This window comes from Terriglobia bacterium (assembly GCA_020073185.1).
GTDB lineage: Bacteria > Acidobacteriota > Terriglobia > Terriglobales > Acidobacteriaceae > JAIQGF01.
Genome location: JAIQFT010000051.1, coordinates 1 through 17,450, shown reverse-complemented (window position 1 = coordinate 17,450; position 17,450 = coordinate 1). Strand labels below are relative to the sequence as shown.

Annotated in this window: 9 protein-coding genes; 8 read left to right on the top strand and 1 reads right to left on the bottom strand. The window is 63.9% G+C overall.

Features of this window, described 5'->3' with window-relative positions; genetic code table 11:
• Window positions 1-46: 46 nt before the first annotated feature.
• Window positions 47-445, bottom strand: a complete 399-nt coding sequence (locus tag LAN64_16085; protein ID MBZ5569356.1) for a hypothetical protein — start codon at window positions 443-445, stop codon at window positions 47-49.
• 367 nt (window positions 446-812) lie between these two features.
• On the opposite strand from LAN64_16085, the gene LAN64_16080 reads away from it, so the two are divergent.
• The 8 genes from LAN64_16080 to LAN64_16045 all read left to right on the top strand — a co-directional run.
• Window positions 813-2,948, top strand: coding sequence for a (Fe-S)-binding protein (locus LAN64_16080; protein ID MBZ5569355.1), 2,136 nt, complete (start codon window positions 813-815; stop codon window positions 2,946-2,948).
• Between the two features lie 3 nt (window positions 2,949-2,951).
• Window positions 2,952-3,743: an electron transfer flavoprotein subunit beta/FixA family protein gene (locus LAN64_16075; protein ID MBZ5569354.1), complete on the top strand. Its 792-nt coding sequence runs from the start codon at window positions 2,952-2,954 to the stop codon at window positions 3,741-3,743.
• Complete coding sequence (locus LAN64_16070; protein ID MBZ5569353.1) at window positions 3,743-4,726, top strand: electron transfer flavoprotein subunit alpha/FixB family protein; 984 nt, start codon at window positions 3,743-3,745, stop codon at window positions 4,724-4,726. The genes LAN64_16075 and LAN64_16070 overlap by 1 nt, the downstream gene beginning before the upstream one ends.
• 10 nt (window positions 4,727-4,736) lie before the next feature.
• Window positions 4,737-6,416: an acyl-CoA dehydrogenase family protein gene (locus LAN64_16065; GenBank protein ID MBZ5569352.1), complete on the top strand. Its 1,680-nt coding sequence runs from the start codon at window positions 4,737-4,739 to the stop codon at window positions 6,414-6,416.
• Between the two features lie 75 nt (window positions 6,417-6,491).
• The gene (locus tag LAN64_16060; GenBank protein MBZ5569351.1) at window positions 6,492-15,434 is read left to right on the top strand and encodes an SDR family NAD(P)-dependent oxidoreductase; all 8,943 of its coding nucleotides are present in this window, start codon (window positions 6,492-6,494) and stop codon (window positions 15,432-15,434) included.
• 11 nt (window positions 15,435-15,445) lie between these two features.
• Window positions 15,446-16,180 (top strand): 4'-phosphopantetheinyl transferase superfamily protein, encoded by a 735-nt coding sequence (locus tag LAN64_16055; protein MBZ5569350.1) that lies wholly within the window; start codon window positions 15,446-15,448, stop codon window positions 16,178-16,180.
• Window positions 16,181-16,225: 45 nt separating this feature from the next.
• Entirely contained in the window at window positions 16,226-16,918 is a 693-nt protein-coding gene (locus LAN64_16050) for a cobalamin-dependent protein (protein ID MBZ5569349.1), read from the top strand.
• The coding region (locus tag LAN64_16045; protein ID MBZ5569348.1) for a trimethylamine methyltransferase family protein at window positions 16,915-17,450 on the top strand (536 nt) is incomplete at its 3' end. The genes LAN64_16050 and LAN64_16045, both read left to right, overlap by 4 nt.

The following is a 17,450-nucleotide window of genomic DNA, read 5'->3' as shown; positions in this document are numbered from 1 at the left end:
CCGCCTCAATTCGCAAACAACATGCGCGATGACTTTGTGGCCGACTTCATGCTGCAACCACCCTGCCCGGCGTCGGGGGCTGAGGTTTCACCGTGGCCCGGCACGGAGAATGCACCGCGGGTAGGGACGTATCAAGCCGTACTGCTGGGGCCGGTTTGGGCGGGACGGCGCGCGCGGGTGCTGTGCGTTCCGCTGCCAGAAGCCGGCGCAGCGAACGAAGATCGTTGAGAATCCGGCAGCTCTGCTTCATGTGCAGCTCGAGTTTTTCCAGGCTGTACGACACCAGCCGCAATGCGTCCAGGCGGCGGCCCGATTTTGAACCGATCTCTTTTTGGACATCGGCATCGATTTCTTTTTTTGCCTCGATCACCGTTTGGGACAGGAGAGCGACGAAATCCTGGGCGCTCTCGATACTTTCAAAATCTTTTCCGGATCCCGGGTTCATGGCGGTTCTCCTCCTGCTTTGGGAACGGGTTGCTGTTTGCATCGATAGAGACCGCGGCAGGCTAACGATTGCGAGTTCAGGTTTTCACATCGGGCCGAGTTCGTCTGTGACGTGGCGCACGACTAGTTGCGCCAACGCTGTGCGGTTGTTTTTCCGGAACGGAACCGCATCGCGTATTCCCATTCGGGAACGTGACGTGTCATGGCGCATGACAAGGTGATGCGCGTCACAGAACGGCTGGCGGCGACAACTCATTATGCCAAGCGTGCAAGCGCTAGCCGGTCCGCCCGCCGGCCCGTCACTTCCAAATTGATTGCAGCTCGGGAGCACCCGCGAGGTGCCGCCGTGGTTTGCGGAGGCAGCCGAGATGTTCGGTAGCGTGGAAAGCGTTGCTTCACCCGCGCAAGCGACATATTGGTTGGTCCCGGGGCACATTGTTTTCCTGTTGATTCACCTCCTGGGTCTGGCCTGCTTTGCCTACGTTGTGACCCGGCGCATGGCCCCGCTCATGCGGGGCGCGCGCGATCACCGTTTTGATCGCCCATGGACGAGGCTGGAAAGAGTACTGCAGTACTGGCTGGGACAGTGGAAGCATCCGCGCTATCTCGGCGCCGGACTTATTCATCTCGTTATTTTTGCCGGTTTCATTGTGCTGGCGGTGCGCTCGATTTCGCTGGTGGCCTTCGGCATCTCGGAAAACTTCGCCATCCCGATACTACCCGCCAGCGCCGCCCGTGCGTACGACGTGATCACCGATTACGCGGCCACGCTGGTGTTTTTTGCGGTGGTGATTGCCGCCGTTCGCCGGATCGTCTTCAAACCGGCGCGCTACGCGGTGCCGGCCAGGTATGGCAAAGGCCATCCGGTGGACGCCATCTTCCTTCTCGGGTTGATCGCCGCCCTGATGCTGGCCGACGGCCTGTTCGAGGCGACCAAGGCGGCCGCTCATCTGCCGCAAGGCCACATGACGTCGTTCGGGGTGCTGTCGCTTCCGTGGATGTTCGGCATTGCTTTTGCTTCGACGGCCGTGGTGACCATCGGGAAGGTTCACCTCGGCGCCTGCCTTGTGCATGAGGCGACGTTCTATTTCCTGCTCTGCTATCGCCCCTTCGGAATTCAGTTTCACGTCATCACCTCCCTGTTCAATGTGTACTTTTCCAAGCTGGACAGGGGGACGGTGAAGCCGGTGCGCTGGGGCGTAAGCGACGCCAACCTGGACCAGGTGAAATCGTTTGGGCTGAAGAAATTCGAAGACTTCACCTGGAAGCACATGCTGGACTTTTACTCCTGTGCCGATTGCGGCCGCTGCTCTGATAACTGCCCGGCGAACGCAGTCGGCAGGCCGCTGTCGCCACGGTTCCTCACCATCAAGGCACGGGACTACAGCTTCCAGCACTACCCGGTCTTCGGCCGGCCGAGCGACGGCGCGTCCTTGATTGGCGGCGTATTTTCCGACGATGAGATCTGGTCCTGTACCACCTGCGGAGTCTGTGAAGAGGAATGCCCGCTGCTGATCGAGTACGTCGACAAGATCGTTGACCTGCGGCGCGGCCTCATTGACGACGGCAAAGTCCCGCAGTCTCTGCAAAAGCCGCTCAAGGCATTGGAGAGCCGCGGCAATCCCTACGGCAAGATGGAGAAGAAACGCGCCGATTGGGCAAAGACGAAAGAGTTCCAGCAGACCTGCCAAGTCAAGATCCTCAATGGGAACGGCGGCGCGCGGACCTTGTACTTCGTGGACAGCATTACCTCGTACGACGACCGCATCCAGGCCATTGGACGTGCTACCGCCAGAATTCTCGACCACATCGGAGAGGACTTCGGAATCCTGGGCGTGGCGGAAAAAGACAGCGGACATGACGCCCGGCGCTTCGGCGAAGAGATGCTGTACATGACGCTGCGCGACCACAATGTGGATGCGATCAAGGCCTCGGGAGCGCAGCGCATCGTGACCGCCGATCCGCACGCGTTCAACGCGCTGAAACACGATTACAAAGACGTTCCTCCGGTGGAGCACATCAGCCAGGTCATTGCCGGCGAAGTGCTGTCGGGCAGGATCAAGCTCCTGCCGGTAGAAAACGAAAGCAGCGTCTACACCTACCACGATCCCTGCTACCTGGGGCGGCACAACCAGCTCTATGACGCGCCCCGCGATGTGCTGGATGCGATACCCGGTTTGAAGAGAGTGGAAATGAGCCGTTGCCGCGAGCGCTCGTTCTGCTGCGGCGGCGGCGGATTGATGCTGTTCTACGAGGCCAAGGAAGACCAGCGGATGGGCGTGGCCAGGGTCAAGATGGCTGCCGAAGCCGGGGCCAACGTGATCGTGACTGCCTGCCCCTTCTGCATGGTGAATATCGAAGACGCCATTAAGGTCGCCGGCCTGGAAGGGAAAATGACGGCCATCGACCTGGCGGAACTGGTGGACCAACAGATCGCGCGTGAACCCGCGGAGCCACGGACCGAGACCCAGCTGCAGTGTGCAACTGCGATTCAGGGAGGCTGAATAGTGGAGATTCTAGTTTGCGTAAAGCGAGTCCCCGACACGTCGGAGAACGAAATCCGGCTTAACCAAACGGGAAACGACATTGAACGCGATGACCTGGTGTATTCGATCAATGAATGGGACAACTACGCCGTCGAAGAGGCCATTCAGATCGTCGATCGAGTCGGTGGCAACGTCACCGTGGTCACCGTCGGCGGCGAAGACGACGAAGAAGTCCTGCGCCGCGAGATGGCGATGGGTGCCAAGCACGCCGCGCTCATCTCCGACGAAGGCTTCGACGGATGCGATGGCTTCGGCCTGGCCACGATTCTGAAGAACTTCGTTCAGAAGGGCAATTGCGACCTGATCTTGACCGGCGTCCAGGCGGAGGACGGCGCCGCGCAGGTGGGCGGCATGTTGGCGGCCATGCTCGATTATCCCTTCGCCTCCCTGGTCAATTCCATCGAAGTCCTGCCGAACGGGATGTTGAAGATCACCCGCGAAATCGAGGGTGGCAACAGGGAGGTCAACGAGATCGAACTCCCTTGCGTGCTTTCCATACAGACTGGCATCAACGAGCCACGCTATGTCGGAATGCGAGGCATTCGCCAAGTGGCCTCGGTGAAGATTCCAACCTTCGCCGCTTCCGACCTCGGGATTGCCCCCAACAGCGTGGGAGAAGCTGCCGCCAAAGTGAAACGCGTGAACTACTTCGTCCCCGCGATAGGCAAGGGCGCCGAGATGCTGGAAGGCAGCCCCGAAGAGATGGCCGACAGAGTCATGGAGCTGGTTAAAGCCAAGGGAGGGTTCAAATAATGCTTCGCATCTTCGCCTATGTCATGCATCGAGGTGGGGCCGCCGACGATTCGGCTGCCGAGCTGGCGGCTGCCGCCAGGAAGATTGACGCCAATGCGTCGCCTGTAGCCATCGTCACGGGTTGGGGCGCGGAGCTGGATGCCGCTTGCGAGTCCCTCCGTCCTGTCTATGGGGAGATTTGGAAAGTCGGCAACGAAGCGCTTGCCTATCCCAATGCCGAACTCGTCCGCAAAGCGCTGGCGATCGTCGTGCCGCAGGACAGTATCGTGCTGGTACTGCACGATCATTTCGGCATCGACTTGTCACCCGGCCTGTCCGTCAAGCTGAATTCCGCATTTGTCTCCGATGTGTTGGCCATCGAGGTTGTGGACGGCAGCTTCCTGAAACTCGTGCGTCAGGAAGTTGGCGGCCAATTCAGCACACATGTTCGCTGCGACATCTCCACCGGCGCCGTGATCAACGTTCGTCCGGGTGCATTCAAGGCGCTGGCAAGCGGCGCCACCGGGCAGGTAGTGGACAAGCCTTCACCCGCCGGCGCCCTGACGGCGAAACGGCGTTATGTCGGGACGGTGGTTGCCGAAGCGGGCGACGTGGACATCACCAAGTACGACGTCCTGATTTCCGTCGGCCGCGGTATCCAGGAGCAGGACAACATTCACATCGCGCAGGAGCTGGCCGACGCCATGGGCGCTGCCGTTTCCTGCTCGCGACCGGTGGTGGACGCCAAGTGGATGGAGAAGTCCCGCCAGGTCGGCAGTTCCGGCAAGACGGTCAAGCCCAAGGTGTACATGGCCTGCGGCATCAGCGGCGCGTTCCAGCACCTGGCGGGAATCAAAGGGAACCCGTTCCTGATCGCCATCAACAAGAACCCCAAGGCGCCGATTTTTCAGGTCGCGGATGTCGGTATCGTCGCCGACCTGCTGGAATTCTTACCGGAACTAACCAACAAGATCCGCGAGACGCGCTGCGCTGCGGCGAAATAGGAGGCACCCCATGATTACCAGCAAGACCCTGAAGTTGAGCTTGAAATCGCTGAAGGATTTCGCCAAGAAGCGCTTGCCGGACGAGACGCTCCTGGACCTGGACGCCCGCGACGAATGCCCGGTGGACATCGTGCGTCAGATGTGTGATCCGGACCAGATCGGCATACAGCTCCTGTTCGTCCCGGAAGAGTACGGCGGCATGGGCGGCGGTGCGTTTGATGTGTATTGCATTTGCGAAGAGATGGCGCACATTGACCTGGGCGTCGCCACGGCAGTGCTGGCGACGTTTCTCGGGAGCGATCCCATCACCATGGGCGCCACCCCTGAGCAGAAGAAGGTCTGGCTGTCGCGCATCGCGAACGATGGAATCCTGTTCGCCTATGGCGCCACCGAGCCGGAAGCCGGCAGTGACTTGGGAGCTCTGCGTACCACGGCAGAACGCGTCCTTGAGAACGGCGCCATCGCCGGCTACAAGATCACCGGCAATAAGCAATGGATCAGCAACGGCGGGATCGCCGATGCCTACACGATTCTGGCGAACACGCCTGCCGGCCCGAGCTGGTTCGTGGTCGAGAAGGGTGCCAAGGGGTTCACCCACGACAAACCGGAAGACAAACATGGGATCCGGCTGAGCAACACGGCAGCGCTGGCTCTCGACAACGTGTTCGTTACTCCCGACCGACTGATTGGCGGCGTGGAAGGCCAGGGACTGCTCCAGGCCCAGGCCGTGTTCGGGTACACCCGCCTGATGGTGGCGGCTTTTGGCCTGGGAGCAGGCTGGGCCGCGCTCGATCGCGCCATTCCTTATTCTGTGAAGCGCATCCAGGCCGGCGCGCCGCTCTCGGAGAAACAGGGATACACGCACAAGTTGATCGTGCCCAACGTCGCCTGGCTGGAGGCCGCCCGCTCGTACATCGAGGAGACCGCCGAACGCATTGACGCCGGCGCCGAGGGCAGCCTGAACACCGAGGGCGCCATCGCCAAGTACATGGCAACCGAGGCCGGCAATTCCGCGGCGGATGCCGCCATCCAGGCGCATGGAGGCTACGGCTACACCCGGGAATACATGGTGGAAAAGATCAGGCGCGACGTGCGCATCACCACCATTTACGAGGGCACCTCCGAGATCATGGAGATGACCATCGGCCGGGACCGCTGGCAGCTCCACCTGAAAACGCGCGGCCAGTACTATCACGACCAGGCGCGGGCGATGGAAGCCTTGCACGTCCGCCACTCCGACGTAGGCGCCGACTTCGCGGCGTTGGCATTGCACGCACTCGCTGCGGTGATGGAGAAGGCCCGCGTCGCCCGCCTCACGCGCTTCCAGCACATTCTTCTGCGGCTCGGCGAGTTGATCGCGCATGCCGAGTGCGCCGGCAGCCTGGCAAACCGGGCGGTGCGCGCGGCGGAAAACAAGCTGAACGAAAAAGCAAACCGTCATTTCGACGCTACGGCTCTGGCGGCGCTGGCAAGAGTCTTTGCGCGCGCGGCGGCGCTGAAGGTGGGGGAGGAAGGTTCGCGCTGGATCACGGCAGCCGGCGGGGTCAGCGATTCGGAGATGGCTGCGTTTGAAACCAGCTTGGGGCTGCCCGCAATTCATCGCGCCCAGGCGGGCCTGATTGCAGACATGGATTTCGTCGGCGACGTGCTCTACGGCCGCGCCAGCAAGCGGGCCGGACAAGCCGCCTGATTTCGACATTTAGTCATTTAGTCAGGGCATCCGGTCCGGGAGTGCCGCCGGCGTATGCCCGCCAGGAGCGTCATCATGGAAGAAAGTACTGCGAATCGAGCGATTGCCATCGTGGCGGCGGGCGCGGTCCTGCCCGATGCCCCGAACGTAGCTACCTTTTGGGACAACGTGAAGAAGGGGCGCGACAGCATCACCGAGGTCACCCCTGATCGCTGGGATCCGGCACTCTATTACGACCCCGACCACGCCGCGCCGGATAAGACTTATTCCAAGATCGGCGGCTGGGTGCGCGAGGCCGTCTGGGATCCGATGAAGTGGCACCTGCCCATCCCGCCGCGCGTCGCCGGCGCCATGGATGAAGCGCAGCAGTGGGCGATCTCCTGCACCCGCGCTGCCATGGAAGATTATGGCTATCCCAAGCGCCCGCTCGATCCGGACCGCACGGCGGTGATCATCGGCAGCGCCATCGCCGGGGAAAAGCAGTATTTCACCGTGCTCCGCCTGTATTTTCCGGAATACGCGCGCGAGCTCTCCGCGGCCCCCAGCTTCGCGGCACTGCCGGCGGAGTTGCGCCAGGAACTCACCCGCGAACTGCGCCAGCGGATCGGCAAGCGCTTCCCCGAAATCACGGAAGACACCATGCCCGGAGAACTGGCTAACTGCATCGCCGGCCGCATCGCCAACCTCTACAACTTCCACGGACCCAACTTCGTGTGCGACGCAGCCTGCGCCTCGGCCATGGCTGCGTTGAGCGCCGCCGTGGATGGATTGGTGGAGCGCGACTTCGACGTGGCCGTAACCGGCGGCGTTGATCGCAACATGGGGCCCTCGACGTTTATCAAGTTTTGCAAGATCGGTGCGCTGTCGGCGACCGGGAGTCGCCCGTACGCCGAAGGCGCCGACGGCTTCGTGATGGGAGAGGGCGCGGCCATTTTCGTACTCAAGCGCCTCGCCGACGCCGAACGCGATGGTGACCGCGTCTATGCCGTGCTGCGCGGCATCGGTGGATCGAGCGATGGCAAGGGGAAGGGAATCACCGCGCCCAATCCTGTCGGTCCGAAGTTAGCGATAGAGCGCGCGTGGCAGAATGCCGGGCTTTCGCCGGCGACCGTCACCCTGTTCGAGGGCCACGGCACATCCACCCGCGTCGGCGATCTGGTGGAGCTGGGTTGCATGGAAGCAGCGCTTTCCGGTTCCAACCTGCCAACCCACTCGGTAGCGCTCGGCTCGGTGAAATCCAATATCGGACATCTCAAGGGCGCGGCCGGCGCCGCCGGACTGCTGAAGGCTGCACTCTCGATTCACGAGAAGGTCATTCCTCCCAGCATCCATTGCGAACGCACTAATCCCGGTCTCGACTTCGCCCACTCCCCGCTGTACGTCAATACCGAGCTTAGGCCGTGGGACATGCCCAAGGACGGCGTACGGCGCGCCGGCGCCAGCGCCTTTGGTTTTGGCGGCACCAACTTTCACGTGGTTTTGGAAGAGCACATTCCCGGCAGACTGAACGGCAACGGCAAACGGTCGATCGCGGTCGGCGCCATCTCGCAGACCGCAGCGGAAGGCGGAGTGATGAATGCCTCGAAAGTTCCCCCCACCCCAAGTGTCGCGTCTTTATCCAAAGCTCCGTTGCGCGGGGCGTTGCTGATCGGCGCCGATTCCGACGCGGCCCTGGCACAGCGTTTGCGCACGGTACAGAAGGCAGCCGAGGCGGCCCAGGCTCCCGCGCCTACGGCTCCAGCTGCATCCGACCTGCATGCGCCGGAACGCTTGGCAATCGACTATGGCAACGCCGCCGAACTGGCGGACAAATCCGGCAAGGCGCTGAAGGCTCTTGCTGCCAACCAGCCGGCAGTGTGGAAGGCCCTGCGCGCCATGGGCATCTTCCGTGGCCACGGTCCCGCGCCGAAGGTCGCATTCCTCTACACCGGCCAGGGCTCGCAATACGTGAACATGTTGCGCACCCTGCGTGACAACGAGCCGATCGTCTCACAGACCTTTGCCGAAGCCGATCGCATCATGACGCCCCTGCTCGGGAAGCCACTGAGCGAGTACATCTTTATTGATCCCAACGATCCGGACGCAGCCACCCAGGCCGAAGAAGGCCTGCGCCAAACTGCCATCACGCAGCCCGCCGTGCTGGCCACCGATGCCAGCCTGACCGAACTGCTGGCTCAGTACGGCATCCGGCCCGACATGGCGATGGGCCACAGCCTGGGCGAGTACGGTGCCCTGGTTGCCGCCGGCGCGCTTCCGTTCGGCGACGCGCTGGAGGCGGTCAGCGCGCGGGGACGCGAGATGACGCGCTTCGCGCCGGAGGACATCGGCCGCATGGCCGCCGTGTTCGCGCCACTAACCGAGATTGAACGCATCCTGAAGACGATTGACGGCTACGTTGTCATTGCCAACGTCAACAGCGAACATCAGGGAGTGATCGGCGGCAATTCCAAGCCGGTTGAGCAGGCCATGGAAGCTTTCCAGAAAGCCGGCTACGAAGTGGCGCCGCTCAACGTCAGCCACGCCTTCCACACCTCAATCGTCGCGCCGGCGAGCGCACCGCTGCGGCAGGTGTTAGCGCGTTTGCGCTTGCAGGCGCCCGCTATCCCAGTCGTCGCCAATGTAAGCGGCGAGTTCTACCCCATGGTCGGGACCGATGTCGTGACGCAGATGCTCGACATTCTGGCGCTCCAGGTCGCTGCGCCCGTGCAATTCGTCAAGGGGCTACACACGCTGTACGACGCCGGCGTGCGCGTGTTTGTCGAAACCGGGCCGAAGAAGGCGTTGCAGGGATTTGCCGAGGACGTTCTCGGTGGGCACGGAGACGTGCTGTCGCTCTTCACCAATCACCCCAAAGTTGGCGAGATTGTTTCCTTCAATCAGGCGCTCTGCGGGTTGTATGCCGCGGGATTGGGCGCAGCGGTCGACGAAGCCGTGCGCGAGATTCCAGCCAGGGCAGAGATGGCAGTCCCGATTACGCCGCCGGTGGCAGTTCCACAACCCGCGGCGGTCGCAGCTCCGGTAGCGGGCGCTACCACCGCAACGGCGTCATTGACCGAGGACCGCTACCTCGCGCTCGGCCGCGTTTTTGCCGATGCCCTCGAGCGCGGCTATGCCATTTACCACGGCCAGCATGCCGCGCTGGCCGAACCCGTTGTCATCACCGGCGCCGCCCTGGGCCTGCCCGGCACTGAGCGCATCTTCGACGACGCCAATATCGCCCGCATCCTGCGCGGCGACCAGTTCATTGAATCCGTTCCCACGCGCCTCCGCCGCGCCATGCTCGACAAGCACATCCGGCGACTGGTCAAGAGCGACAACGGCGGCCCCACGTTCGAGACCATTAATGATGTTGCCGACGTGATCCGGCTGGCCGGCCGCGGCGGGACCTTCGACCTGGAAAACGAATTCGGCGTCTCCGCCGATCGCATGCTCGCGCTCGACCGCGTCACCCAGCTTGCCATCGCCGTTGGCATTGATGCCCTGCGTGATGCCGGCATCCCGCTGGTCCTGCGCTACAAAACGACCAGCAAGGGCACGCTATTGCCGGACCACTGGGCGCTGCCCGACTCCCTGCGCGACGACACCGGCGTGATCTTTGCCTCCGCATTCCCCGGCTGCGATTCCTTCGCCGATGAAATGTCGCGCTACTACCAGGACCACGCGCGCCGCGAGCAGTTGTCCGCGCTGGAGAGCCTGCGCGCCCGCGCGGCCGAGTCGAACGGTCACTCTACTGTCAGCCAGGAAATCCAGCGGCGCATCGACGAGCTACGCGCCGCGCTGGAAAAAGAGCCGTACGTTTTCGACCGGCGCTTCCTGTTCAGGGTCCTGGCTATGGGCCACTCGCAATTCGCCGAATTCATCGGCGCGCGCGGCCCCAACACGCAAATCAACGCTGCCTGCGCCAGCACTACGCAAGCGGTCGCGCTGGCGGAAGATTGGATCCGCGACAGCCGTTGCCACCGCGTGATCGTCGTCTCCGCCGACGACGTCACCTCCGATCATCTTCTGGAGTGGTTCGGCCCCGGTTTTCTCGCTACCGGAGCAGCCGCCACGGATGAAGTCGTCGAAGAGGCCGCCATTCCGTTCGATCGCCGCCGCCATGGCATGATCGTCGGCATGGGCGCCGCCGCGCTGGTCGTCGAGAGCTCCGACGCCGCGCGCGAGCGTGGTATCCGGCCCATCTGCGAGGTGCTGAGCGCCGTTACCGCCAACAGCGCTTTCCACGGCACGCGTCTTGATGTGCAGCACATCGGCCAGGTCATGGAGAACCTGGTCGCGCAGGCCGAAGCCCGCAGCGGCATTGCGCGCGGCCAGATCGCGCCGCGCACCATGTTCATGTCGCATGAAACCTACACGCCCGCCCGCGGTGGCAGTGCGGCGGCCGAAATCTTCGCCTTGCGCCGGGTGTTCGGCGAAGCCGCCGATGCCGTCGTGATTGCCAACACGAAGGGTTACACCGGCCACGCCATGGCCGCCGGTATCGAGGATGTGGTTGCGATCAAGGCGCTGGAAACCGGATGCGTACCGCCGGTGGCCAACTTCAAGGAGGTGGACCCCGAACTGGGCGCCTTGAATCTGTCGAAGGGCGGCCGCTATCCGGTCGAATACGCGCTGCGCCTGGGCGCCGGTTTCGGCTCGCAGATCAGCATGACGCTGTTGCGTTGGGTTGCGAGCGAAGACGGATGCCGTCCCGCCGCCGATGCGCTCGGTTACGCCTACCGCATCGCCGACAGCAACGCTTGGAGTGCCTGGCTCACCCGCATTTCCGGCGCGCCTGGTCCGGAGCTGGAAGTGGTGCGCCGCACGCTGCGGGTTCGCGATCGCGGAGTGCCGGCACGGGTTACCGAACCTGCCGCGGTGGTTCGCCCTGCTGCAACGCCGGCCGTCAAAGTCGCGCCGCCACCGCCCGTCATGGTAGTGACGCCGCCGGTTAAACCCGCGGCGCCGCCAGCCGTCAAAGTTGAAACGCCACCGCCCGTTAAAGTCGCAACGCCGCCGCTTGCACCCGTCATCGAGAGCAAACCAGCTCCCAAGCAAGTGCCCACCGCCGTTGCCGAGCCGGTGCCTCCGGCTGCAATCGCGGCGCCTGCGCCTCCACCGCCGCCGCGGCGGCAAGTCACCGCGCCCGCAGCGCCAGCGGCAAGGACTGCCGGTGATTCCGTCAAGGAGCGCATTCTTGCTCTCGTGGTGGAGAAGACGGGCTACCCCAGCGACATGCTGGACCTGGATTTGGATTTGGAAGCCGATCTCGGCGTGGACACCGTCAAGCAGGCGGAACTGTTTGCCGCCGTGCGCGAGATTTACAACATCCCGCGCGATGAAAACCGCAAGCTGCGCGACTTCCCGACGCTCGCACACGTGATCCGCTTCGTCTACGACAATCGGCCCGATCTGGCCGCCGCGCCGCCTCCGTCAAAGCCGAGCGAACCGGCGGTAGCGCCGCCGCCTCTGCCGCGGCAGGAAGTCACCGCAGCGCCAGTGGTAAACAGTGCCGGTGATTCCGTCAAGGAGCGCATTCTTGCTCTGGTGGTGGAGAAGACGGGCTATCCCAGCGATATGCTGGACCTGGACTTGGATTTGGAAGCCGATCTCGGCGTGGACACCGTCAAGCAGGCGGAACTGTTCGCCGCCGTGCGCGAGATTTACAACATCCCGCGCGATGAAAACCGCAAGTTGCGCGACTTCCCGACCCTCGCGCACGTGATCCGCTTCGTCTACGACAGTCGGCCCGATCTGATGGCCGCACCGCCTCCGTCAAAGCCGAGCGAACCGGCGGTAGCGCCGCCACCTCTGCTGCGGCAGGAAGTCACCGCACCGCCAGTGGTAAACAGTGCCGGTGATTCCGTCAAGGAGCGCATTCTTGCTCTGGTGGTGGAGAAGACGGGCTACCCCAGCGACATGCTGGACCTGGATTTGGATTTGGAAGCCGATCTCGGCGTGGACACCGTCAAGCAGGCGGAACTGTTCGCCGCCGTGCGCGAGATTTACAACATCCCGCGCGATGAAAACCGCAAGCTGCGCGACTTCCCAACCCTCGCGCACGTGATCCGCTTCGTCTACGACAGTCGGCCCGATCTGATGGCCGCACCGCCTCCGTCAAAGCCGAGCGAGCCGGCGTTAGCTTCTCCTCTTCCACTCGCGGCTGCGGTCGAAGTATCACCCAGCACTGACGACCCAATCAAAGAGAAGGTGCTCGACATTGTTGCCGAGAAAACCGGCTACCCGAAAGACATGCTGGACCTGGATCTGGATCTGGAAGCCGATCTCGGCGTGGACACCGTCAAGCAGGCGGAGATGTTCGCCGCCATTCGTGAGGCGTACAAGATTCCGCGCGACGCCAACCTCAAGTTGCGCGATTTCCCCACCCTCGCACACGTCATCAAGTTCGCGCATGACCGGCAGCCAGGCTCAGCGTCGGCTTCTCCGGCCCAAGCAAAACCGCAAACCGCGGAAAAGACCGCGCCCGCGCCATCGGCAACCCCGGTAGAGCGTGCGCGCCCGCCACTCGCATCGTTCGACGCCGCCAACCGCATTCCTCGCCGCGTGCCCGTGCCCACGCTGCGCCCGCCACTCGTCGTGTGCAAGCCCACCGGCGTGACCCTCGCTCGCGGTCAACGCGTGGTCATCATGCCCGATCAGAACGGCGTGGCCGAGGCACTCGCGGGACGCCTGCGCGCCCAAGGTGTTGTGGTCCTGACGATCGACAGAGCCGCGGATTCCGGTGCTTTGGAAGAGTGTCTGCAGAGTTGGCTGGCCGCCGGTCCCGTGCAAGGCGTGTACTGGTTGCCCGCGCTCGACATCGAGAGAAACATCGCTGACCTGGACCTTGCCGCCTGGCACGAAGCCCTGCGCCTGCGCCTCAAATTCCTGTACGTCACCATGCGCGTTCTTTACCAGCACATCGTGCCGCCGGGCACATTCCTGGTTTCGGCGACACGGCTCGGCGGCCTGCACGGCTACGACCAGGCCGGAGCCGTTGCGCCACTTGGCGGCGCCGTTACCGGCTTCACCAAAACCTACAAGCGCGAGCGCATTGACGCCCTGGTGAAGGCGGTCGATTTCGAAGCGCAGCGCAAGTCGTCGGACATCGCCGACATCCTCATGCAGGAAACCCTGCGCGATCCCGGCGCCGTTGAGATCGGCTACCGCGCGGAGCAGCGTTGGACCGTCGGCCTGCAAGAGCAGCCCGCAGTGGACGGACAGCCCGGCCTCACGCTCGACCAGAACACCGTGTTCCTGATCACGGGTGCGGCAGGTAGCATCGTGTCCGCCATCACCGCCGATCTCGCGTCTGCATCCGGCGGCACCTTCTACCTGCTCGATCTGGTGCCCGAGCCCGATGCCAACAATCCCGACCTCAAGCGTTTCGCCGGCGACAAAGAGGGGCTGAAGCGCGATCTGTTCGCGCGTATGCAGGCGCGCGGCGAGCGCGCCACTCCGGCGTTGATCGAGAAAGAGCTGGCGGCGCTGGAGCGGGCCCAGGCCGCGCAAGACGCGATTGACGCCGTCGGCGCAGCCGGCGGCACGGCGCACTACTTCAGCGTCAATCTCACCAACGCCGACGCTGTCGCCAACGTTATCGCCGAGGTGCGCGCGCGCAGCGGACGCATTGACGTGCTCCTGCACGCCGCCGGCATGGAACGCAGCCACCTGTTGCCCGACAAAGACCCGCGCGAGTTTGACCTTATCTTCGACGTCAAGGCCGACGGCTTCTTCAATCTCCTGCACGCCATCGGCACAATGCCGCTCGGCGCGACCGTCGCGTTCTGTTCCGTTGCCGGGCGCTTCGGCAACCCCGGCCAGGCAGACTACAGTTCGGCCAACGACCTCTTGTGCAAAATCACCTCCAGTTTCCGCACTACTCACCCGGCCACTCGCGCCATCGCCATTGACTGGACCGCGTGGGCCGGCATCGGCATGGCCACGCGCGGCTCCATCCCGAAAATGATGGAGGTTGCCGGCATTGACATGCTGCCGCCGGAAGCGGGCGTTCCTTTCATTCGCCGCGAACTCACCGCCGGCGCCACGCGCGGCGAAATTGTCGTCGCGCAGCGTCTCGGCATCATGACTAGCGAATGGGATCCCGAGGGCGGGTTGGATCCTGTTGCCGCGAGCGCCTTCGTTCAGTCAGGGCCGATGATCGGCCACATCGCCGGCATGTCAGTCCATCACGGCCTCACCATCGAAGCCACACTCGACCCGAAGCTTCAGCCGTTCCTGCACGATCACCAGATTGACGGCACGCCCGTGCTGCCGGGGGTCATGGGCATCGAGGCTTTTGCCGAAGCGGCGCTCGCGCTGCTGCCCGGCTGGCACATCGCCGCAATCGAAGACGTCAGTTTCCTCGCGCCCTTCAAGTTCTACCGCAGCGAACCGCGTACCGTGACTGTCGAAACCATCTTCTATCCTGAAGGCGACGGGCTGCTCGCCGACTGCCGGCTCATCGGTCTGCGCCTCCTCCCGAATCACAGCGAGCCGCAGGTGACGACGCACTTCACCGCGCGCGTTCGTCTTTCGCGACAACCCGCGCATGCTGCGACGGCCCCAGGGCTCGGCGAGCCAATAGGCTCCGTCATCGGGGCCGCCGACATTTACCGCGTGTATTTTCACGGGCCGGCGTACCAGGTTGTTCAGCGTGCTTGGCGCCAGGGCAAGCGAACGATCGGGCTGTTCTCGCCAAGTTTGCCGAGCAATCATGTTCCGCCCGAGACGTCGCTCGTCGCCGCACCGCGCCTCATCGAGCTTTGCTTCCAGACCTCCGGGCTCTGGGAAATCGTCGAGCAGGGTCGCTTCGGCCTGCCGCAGCGCATCGATCGACTCTGCGTCTTCCGCGCGCCGGAGCAGGCACAGGGCCCGTTGTACGCCGTGGCAACGTCGCATCCGGACCAGGGGACCTTCGATGCCGAGGTCGTGGACGCGGCCGGGAATCGTTATGTGCTGCTCAAGGGCTATCGCACCGTCGTGCTTCCCGCCGGCGCGAGCAGCGAGAAGTTGAAGGCACTGCAAACGGTGGCGTGATCGGTGGTGCCGTGAAAGTTTACTGGACGGAGCAGACAGCGGCGGACGTGCCGCTCGACGACGCCTGGCTGAGCGCCGCCGAATGCACGCGCCTGGACGCCATGCTGATTGCCAAGCGCCGCGCCGACTGGCGGCTGGGACGCTGGACCGCCAAGTCCGCCGTCGCTCGTTATCTCCGCCTCGTTGCGCCCCAGGATTTCAGGCGCATTGAACTGCGCCCCGCGCCAAGCGGCGCACCCGTAGTATTTCTTGCCGGCCAGCCTGCCCCCGTCACCGTTTCGCTCAGCCACCGCACCGGGGCTGCGGTTTGCGCGGTCGCCGAACCCGGCCTGGCCCTGGGCTGCGATCTGGAATTGATCGAGCCACACAGCGACGCCTTCATCGGCGATTTCTTTACCGCCGAAGAGCAGGCTCTTCTCGCGCGTGTGGCCGCGGCGGAGCGCAACCGACTTGTCGCTCTGCTCTGGAGCGCCAAGGAAAGCGCGCTCAAGGCAATTCGTGTAGGCCTGCGGGCCGACACGCGCTCCGTCGCGGTCAGCCCCGCCGATTCGCTGATGTACGGGTCCGGGACCCGCGTCTGGCGTCCGCTGCACCTGCGATTCACGGGTGGTCAATTCGCCGAAGGGTGGTGGCAAGATGACGGCAACCTCCTGCGCACCCTGGTCGCCGCTCCGCCGCCGGCTGCGCCGATCTTGTTGGCCATACCCTCCGCGCCGCGCCCTACAGCGCAAACATCGCGCCTGTGACCGCCATCACAGCTTCCGGGTCGGCGGACACGCCACCATGCTGGTGTGTCGAGCGAATTCGCTGGGGACCTGGTGAACGAGGAAATCCTGTTGCGCATGCGCCGCAGCATCATTGACGGCGCGCCGCAACATGCCGCGGCGTTAGCCCAGGAATGGTTGCAGTCCGGCAGGGAGCCGCTGACCGCCATCAACGACGGCTTCATCCCCGGCATGAGGCAGGTCGGAGAGCGGTTCGGCTGCCGCGCCCTGTACCTTCCCGACGTGATGGCCGCCGCCGAAGCTATGAAGGCCGCCACGGCTGTGCTCGAACCCGAGATCCAGCGCCGCGGCCTGGAACGCAGCGTACGGGGCACGGTGGTGCTCGGCACCGTGCAGGGAGACATTCACGAAATCGGGAAAAATCTGGTCGGCACTTTGCTGATCGCCGCCGGCTTTCGCGTCATTGATCTCGGGTGCAATGTTGCCGCGGAACGATTCGCCGAGGCAGCCGAACAGGCCGGCGCCGATGCCGTGGGCGCGTCTTCGCTGCTTACCACCACCATGGTCCGCCATCGCGATGTGATTGCCGCGATGCAACGGCGGAATCTGCGGCCGCGCGTGAAGATCATCGTTGGTGGCGCGCCCGTTACCAGCAAGTGGTCGGCCGAAATCGGCGCCGACGGCTACGCTGCCGACGCTCAGCGTGCGCTCGAACTCGTCCAACGCCTGGTCGCGCCCTCGGCGGGTGACGCGCCATGAGGCCCGCCATCCGCCTGCTCGACGATTCGCTGATCGCGCGTGTCCTCGGCGAAGCTTTCCAGTTACTGTCGAATCCCGGCATCCAGGTCGGGGCCGCCGAAGCTCGCGACCTTCTCGCTTCATCCGGCGCCGTCGTCGAGGAAGAGCGCGTCCGCATTCCCGAAGGTCTGGCGCAAACGTGCCTCGGCGCCGCACCGCGCGAATTTGCGCTCTACGACCGCACCGGCTCTCCCGTTGTCCGCTACGGTCGCGATGCGGTCCACTTCGATCCCGGCTCCTCCTGCGTCAATTTTCTCGACGGCGAGACTCGCACCCGACGTTCCGCCGAAACCCGCGACCTCATTCTGCTGACCCAACTCACCGAAGTGCTTCCCCAATTCGACGCGCAATCCACCGCCGTCGTTTGCGTTGACGTTCCCGAGCCCCTCGCCGATCTCTACCGCCTCTACGTCGTCCTCGCGCATTCCGGCAAACCGATCGTCACCGGCGCCTTCTCCGCCGAATCCCTTCAGGGCATGCTCGATCTGCTCGC

Bases quoted from the DNA above. Each gene is read 5' to 3' on its own strand.
- LAN64_16085 (MBZ5569356.1), bottom strand. From the start codon at position 445: ATGAACCCGGGATCCGGAAAAGATTTTGAAAGTATCGAGAGCGCCCAG.
- LAN64_16080 (MBZ5569355.1), top strand. From the start codon at position 813: ATGTTCGGTAGCGTGGAAAGCGTTGCTTCACCCGCGCAAGCGACATAT.
- LAN64_16070 (MBZ5569353.1), top strand. From the start codon at position 3,743: ATGCTTCGCATCTTCGCCTATGTCATGCATCGAGGTGGGGCCGCCGAC.
- LAN64_16065 (MBZ5569352.1), top strand. From the start codon at position 4,737: ATGATTACCAGCAAGACCCTGAAGTTGAGCTTGAAATCGCTGAAGGAT.
- LAN64_16060 (MBZ5569351.1), top strand. From the start codon at position 6,492: ATGGAAGAAAGTACTGCGAATCGAGCGATTGCCATCGTGGCGGCGGGC.